This is a genomic window from Nonomuraea composti, assembly GCF_012034275.1.
Taxonomy (GTDB): Bacteria; Actinomycetota; Actinomycetes; order Streptosporangiales; family Streptosporangiaceae; genus Nonomuraea; species Nonomuraea composti.
On record NZ_JAATEP010000124.1, the window covers coordinates 1 to 5,200 of the forward strand.

Annotated in this window: 9 protein-coding genes; 4 read left to right on the forward strand and 5 right to left on the reverse strand. The window is 69.4% G+C overall.

Annotated elements, in window-relative coordinates; translation table 11 throughout:
- Positions 1-184: 3'-5' exonuclease (locus HCN51_RS58750; protein WP_487353040.1), on the reverse strand; the 184-nt coding region annotated here is incomplete at its 3' end.
- 150 nt (positions 185-334) lie between these two features.
- Here HCN51_RS58750 and HCN51_RS57455 point away from each other — a divergent pair.
- Positions 335-658: a hypothetical protein gene (locus HCN51_RS57455; RefSeq protein WP_206069120.1), complete on the forward strand. Its 324-nt coding sequence runs from the start codon at positions 335-337 to the stop codon at positions 656-658.
- A gap of 259 nt (positions 659-917) precedes the next feature.
- Here HCN51_RS57455 and HCN51_RS57460 read toward each other — a convergent pair whose 3' ends face one another.
- Positions 918-1,208, reverse strand: coding sequence for a hypothetical protein (locus HCN51_RS57460; protein WP_168022191.1), 291 nt, complete (start codon positions 1,206-1,208; stop codon positions 918-920).
- Positions 1,209-1,222: 14 nt separating this feature from the next.
- Between HCN51_RS57460 and HCN51_RS57465 the strand changes: the two genes are divergently transcribed.
- The 3 genes from HCN51_RS57465 to HCN51_RS58755 all read left to right on the forward strand — a co-directional run bounded on the left by HCN51_RS57465 (position 1,223) and on the right by HCN51_RS58755 (position 3,610).
- Positions 1,223-1,525, forward strand: a complete 303-nt coding sequence (locus tag HCN51_RS57465) for a DUF6009 family protein (protein ID WP_168022192.1) — start codon at positions 1,223-1,225, stop codon at positions 1,523-1,525.
- 342 nt (positions 1,526-1,867) lie between these two features.
- Positions 1,868-2,512: a hypothetical protein gene (locus tag HCN51_RS57470; RefSeq protein WP_168022193.1), complete on the forward strand. Its 645-nt coding sequence runs from the start codon at positions 1,868-1,870 to the stop codon at positions 2,510-2,512.
- Positions 2,513-2,626: 114 nt separating this feature from the next.
- On the forward strand, positions 2,627-3,610 hold the full coding sequence (locus HCN51_RS58755) for a hypothetical protein (protein WP_206069121.1): 984 nt from the start codon (positions 2,627-2,629) through the stop codon (positions 3,608-3,610).
- On the opposite strand, the gene HCN51_RS57480 is transcribed toward HCN51_RS58755, so the two are convergent.
- From HCN51_RS57480 to HCN51_RS57490, 3 genes are all read right to left on the reverse strand, one after another.
- Complete coding sequence (locus HCN51_RS57480; protein ID WP_168022194.1) at positions 3,597-4,034, reverse strand: hypothetical protein; 438 nt, start codon at positions 4,032-4,034, stop codon at positions 3,597-3,599. The two genes, HCN51_RS58755 and HCN51_RS57480, sit on opposite strands and share 14 nt — an antisense overlap.
- Complete coding sequence (locus tag HCN51_RS57485; RefSeq protein ID WP_168022195.1) at positions 4,031-4,504, reverse strand: hypothetical protein; 474 nt, start codon at positions 4,502-4,504, stop codon at positions 4,031-4,033. Before HCN51_RS57485 ends, HCN51_RS57480 begins: the two co-directional genes overlap by 4 nt.
- Positions 4,505-4,663: 159 nt before the next feature.
- Positions 4,664-5,200 (reverse strand): alpha/beta fold hydrolase (locus HCN51_RS57490; RefSeq protein WP_168022196.1); only part of this gene is annotated, 537 nt, incomplete at its 5' end.

The window sequence follows — 5,200 nt, forward strand, 5'->3', positions numbered from 1 at the left end:
GAAGATGGTGAGCCACCGGCACCCGGCCGCGGATGAGGTCGGTGAGCGTCCCGGCGATGTCCTTGAAGCGGGCAGCGTGCCGGACGTCGGCGGCGCTGATCCCGTGAATGTGCTGTGCGCCCAGGTCACGCTCGGGATTGACCAGCCAGCGTGCTCCACTCGCCTGTCCTGCGTCCCGACGCATCGAGCAGGACCACGGCGATCTCGACGACGCGGTCGTGCCACGACGGCCGCAGCCCGGTGGTCTCCAGGTCGATGACGGCATAACCCAGCCTGCTGCTGTTACGCCCCTTACGCGACGGTGCACTCGGCCCGGCATAGTTTCGCCCTCTACATGCTGGTCGTGCTGGATGCCTTGATGGATCAGCGCTTCGGGCTGACGCCGGAGGAGCGGCGGGACTACCGGATGCTCTACGGCGACCCGTGGATGATGGTGCAGAACCTGTTAGGTCATGCCTCCAGAGAGACGACGATCTCCCGGTATCTCGCGCCGGTTGCCGACCTGCAGCTGCGATCGATGCCCGCCACCGCCAGCAACGGAGAGGCGGATCCGGCGCCGATGGCTGAAATGGATGCGGTGTTCGCCCGGATTGCGTCGGAGTCGGAAGGCATCCAAGACATCGACGACCGGCTGAGCTCCCGGGACGGCCAAGCGTGAGCGGGCGCGGGCGCAAGGCGTCGATTCCCCCGGCCGATCATGTCCAGCCGCCGGTGCTGGACCGTGACGTCCTGGTCGTTCACCACACCAATAGGAACAACCACGTGGTCGACTATGACTCTTCCCGCTTGCCGGTCGCTGAGCCGCTGCAGCGCTCGCTGAGCGCCTTGTTCGCCGCAGATGCGTCCCTCAGCGGTGGGCTTCGCACAGCACGTCCCGGGGCTACTGGCACATGTTGTTGGTCTTCGCGAGGTTCCTATCACAGCAGGAGCAGCTCCGAGACGATCGGCGGCTTCAGGCCGGGCGAGTCGCTGACGAGCTGGCGGCACGGGTCCTGCGGCCAAAGAGCACCACCCAGTCCTACAGCGAGGCCGAGTTCGAGAGAATCGAAGTCGCTGCGCGGCGGACGTTCCGGGCAGCCCTGCTGCGGATCGAAGACGACGCCCGGCATCTGGAGCGGTGGCGGCGGGGCGAGTTCGTCGAAGGCAGCCGAGATTGGGTGCTCGGAGAGGGCCTGGATTGGCTGGCCCGCACCGGCCGGTTTCCTCACACCGTCGACCCGCCATGGCGAAGAAGTATCGCAAGGCGCTGGGCGCCTCGATCGCCAAGGCAGGGCAGCGGCTGTTCTTGTCGTGCTATGAGGCAGTGGCGCTGGGGGCCACCAAGCCCGAATGGCCGCCCCGTGGCTTCCTGCGGCGCGTCTTCTGGGTCAAGCCCCATGACCGCTCCGAAGACCCGGGCGGCATCTACGCCCATGACTGCCCCACCGAAGCCGTCGACCCGCGCACGGTTGCCCCCGGCCAGGAGGGCTACGTCACCATCAGGGCACGCGGGCGCTCCGAGGCCGACGGGAAAGCTCAGCCGTGAGATCTGGACGCATGTAGCGCCGAAGCTGGAGGTAGCGGTCAGAAGGGCGTACAACCGGGAGGGCGAGCAGGCGACGCTGCGCCTGGCGCTCGTGCCCGAACCCGCTGCCGGCCTCAACGCTGCGACGGCACCGGTTTTGCAGCCCCGCGTGCGTGGCCAAGGCCTACCGGACCCGGCGCGCAGCCCGCGAGGCGATCAATGACGCGTACCCGGCACGCTGATACCCCTGCGCGTCATGGTTCCGGGCTCCGGCCGGCCACCACCATGCCGCACGCTATGGGTCGGTACGCTTCCCGCGCGGCGGCGTGGCTGACCAGCGGCACGCGCCTACCATGAGCGGCCATGCCCGGTGAGCCTGTCGCATCCGACCCGCAAGGCGCGAGCGCCACCCACGTACGCGGGGCGATCGCCGCCCTCGAGCAGCTGATCCTTGGCCTCGCCCCGGACGACCCCGACCTGCCCGGCCTGGCCGTCCAGCTCCACAACGTGATGGGCGTCATGCTGCGGATCGAGCATGCCACCAGCCTGAGCGCTTCGGGCGCTCGTGAGGACCTTCCAGACCAGCGCGGCCAGAGCGAGCACGGCGGGAGGTGCCCGGTGTGTACAGGGCCGATCCGGCGAGCGTACACCGGCCGTCCCGCTCATTACTGCACCAAGATCTGCCGGCAGCGAGCGCATCGAATCCGGCACCGCGCCGCGCGCATCGCCGCACGTCTGGAGCGGGAGCGGCAAGGCTTCAGCGACACCGTTGCCCTCTTGGCGCCCCTGCTGGTCCAGTTGCAGGAGCTCGATCAACGCGTACGGGAACAACCGACGGACCGCCGATGCCTTGATGAGTTCGTCGCAACGGGGTGGGAACCCGACTCGGTCGAGGTCGCGCATGAGATGCAGCGGCACCTGGCCACCATCACGGCGGCCGCGCGCAAGCATCGCGCCGGCGTGGACGATCTCCACCGAGCCCAGGCCGCGGAGCGGACCACGGGCTAGGGCTTCTACCAGGGAAGATGTCCGATACCTGGCTCATAACAAGGCTCCGGATTGTCGGCGCCGCCGGATACCGTCGATGGTGCCTCTCCCGTTCCTTGCCGAAGGGCCCCAGCGGTGAAACAGCGCACCCAGGTCGAGCAAGACGCCTTCCAGGCGTGGATCTACGCCTCCAACTGCCTGCTGTACGAAAAGGACCCCGGCCCCGCCGAGCTGAACGTCGGCAGCGCCGACGAGCCCCGTTCCGAGGCGTGGCAGCACGGCTACGCCCTCAACGTGCTCGTCGACTGCGATGGCGACCATGCCCGGTTGCTGGCCGCCGCCCAGCAGTGCCGCGACGACCTGCGCCGCAAGGCTGACCTCGGCGCCCAGCGGGTACGCGAGCTGTCGCGCGCCGCCGACCTGTGCGAGCAGGCCGCCCGCACGGTCGAACAGGCCGGCGCGATCGGCGACGACAAGGCACGACGCCGCCTGGTGGCCTCCTGCGAACACGAGACCACGGTCATGGCGCTCGTCGTGCTGCCCGAGGTCGTCGAGGACAGCGCACGGGACCTGGTGGACAAGCTTGCCGCGATCGACGCCGAGCCCGGCCCGTCGCCCGAGGCGGCCGCGAAAGCCGCCCTCGAGACAGCCCGGCGCCTGGCGGGGCAGGCTCATGTGGTGGGCTGGGATCCCGACGCGGAGCCGTGGCGCGCGCCTTTCCAGTGGATCATGTGGGGGCTGTTCGGCTGGCGCCGCGGCTGGCCGGTCGCTCCTGTTCGGGACGCGCCGTGGCAGGACATGGTCTCAGGCGAGCGGAGCGATGGCTGGCGGACACGCGCCGCCGTCCTGGGCCGTGAGCACGCCTTCGCGGTCGACTACCACCTCTGCCGCCGCTGCCGGCTCGGCTGGGTCGAACACCCCTTCACCATGCCGGAGTACCAAAGATGCGGGCTGGCCAGTGCCGCCCTCGCCCAGCTGCGCGCTGAGCACCCGGGCCTGTCCTGGCACACGCTCGGCGGCCACTTCCGCGAATCCCGGCCGTTCTGGGCCGCCGTCGGCGCCGGCGTGCCCGGCGGCTACCAGCAGCGCAGGGTCTGTCCCCACATCACGAACGGTTGATCCGCGAAACGGTCTGCGGCGTCGGATACACCTGGTCGGCAGTGATGGACGCGCCGACGTCGCCCCGGCAGAAGAGCCCTGGCACGACCCGGACGCCCTGCTGCCACATGGCCGACAGCCGATGGCCGCCGTTGGTGAGTTGCACCTGCGTGATGATGATGGGCTCGAGAACGAGGGCGTGAAGTCCCTCCCGCTCGCGCCGGCCCAGCCGCGCCTCGACCTCGCGCAGCCGGGCGGGAAGATCGGTGACGACACCGTCCACGGCGTTGCGCTGCAGGAAGCCGCCGAAGGCCTCGCAGACTCGGTGCCAGTCAACGCGGTGGTACCAAGGCCCGTCCTTCCACAACTCGTAGGAGCCGAAGACACCGGCGACGTCGTCCAGGCGCACCTCGCACCAGATCAGCTCCCCCTCCTGCGCCGTCACGCGGCGCCTCCCTGCCGCCTGCCGGCGGCCTGCTGAGCGGCATGTTTGGCCTGCAGGCGCTTGCGGACCACGGTGCCTGGCCAGGTGCTCGTGGCCTGCGGCTCGATCCCGTCGGCGGCCATGGCGAGCGGGTACTGCAGGCGGGCACGGTCGCCGGGCGGAGGGACGGTGCTCCTCTGGTCGTAGCCGGTCGCGGGAACGTCCCCGACCTGGATGCGCCACCACGTGTCGTCGTAGTCCTCGAACAGGAAGTACTCGACCGCTTCGGGCGCGACTTCGGCCAGGCGATCCAAGTAGGCGTCGAACATGGCCCGGCCGAAATCCTGCGGGCTTCCTGGAGCGTCGTCGATCACGCCGCGCCCAACCACGGGGTTGTCGGCGTCGCCGTAGTTCGTGACCCACGACCATGACCCGTCCAGGTCGTCCTTCGTCTCGATCACGAAGGCGTACTGGCTGCCAGGCGCGCTCATCCTCCGAGTCTGATCGACCATCTCGGCATGCGCCACCGCTATGCGGCAGCCACTGGTCGGTGGGGAGCTTGGCGACCGCGGCCTCCAGGTCGCCGTGGGTGGGCAACTCCTCTGGCGACGTCGGATATTCGAACCGTCCGAATGGGTGCCAGTCAGTGCTCACATCAGCGCGAACTTGGCGGCGGTGCGGATGAAGAACTCAGCGTGGGGCGGGAAGCCCGGATGGGGTGGCTCCGGGCAGCCCGGCAGTTCCAGGGCGTGAGGCATGGCGCGCAGCAGGGCATCGACGGTCCGTCGCTGGTGATATCGGTTTTCGGGGACACAAGGGAGGACGCCGACGGGCTGGGTGATGGCGGCCAGGTCGTCGTCGGTAGTACCGCGCAGTGTCTGGCCGGCTAGCAGCGTGTCGATGACCTGCGGAGAGGCGCCCAGGTCGCTCAAACCGCGGCGGGTGCGGATGTCGATGTCCAGATCGCTGGCTGTGGCGGGCCAGGCCAACAGGAGCCGTTCGATGCGTTCGGGGCTGGCAAGGGTGAGACGCACGGCTGCTGAACACCCGTTGGACCCGGCGATGACCGTGACCGGCTGACCGGGCAGTGCTGCGGTAAGGTGCTGGGCTTCGTCAGCCCAGCTTGACGGTTGATGAGGGCGGTCGGGAGCGAGCACCTCGACGGCGAGGTCTTGGAGGCCGGCGAC

Excerpts from the sequence above, each read along its gene's own strand:
- HCN51_RS57470 (WP_168022193.1), top strand. The coding sequence starts at position 1,868 with ATGCCCGGTGAGCCTGTCGCATCCGACCCGCAAGGCGCGAGCGCCACC.
- HCN51_RS57455 (WP_206069120.1), top strand. The coding sequence starts at position 335 with ATGCTGGTCGTGCTGGATGCCTTGATGGATCAGCGCTTCGGGCTGACG.
- HCN51_RS57465 (WP_168022192.1), top strand. The coding sequence starts at position 1,223 with ATGGCGAAGAAGTATCGCAAGGCGCTGGGCGCCTCGATCGCCAAGGCA.
- HCN51_RS57485 (WP_168022195.1), bottom strand. The coding sequence starts at position 4,504 with ATGAGCGCGCCTGGCAGCCAGTACGCCTTCGTGATCGAGACGAAGGAC.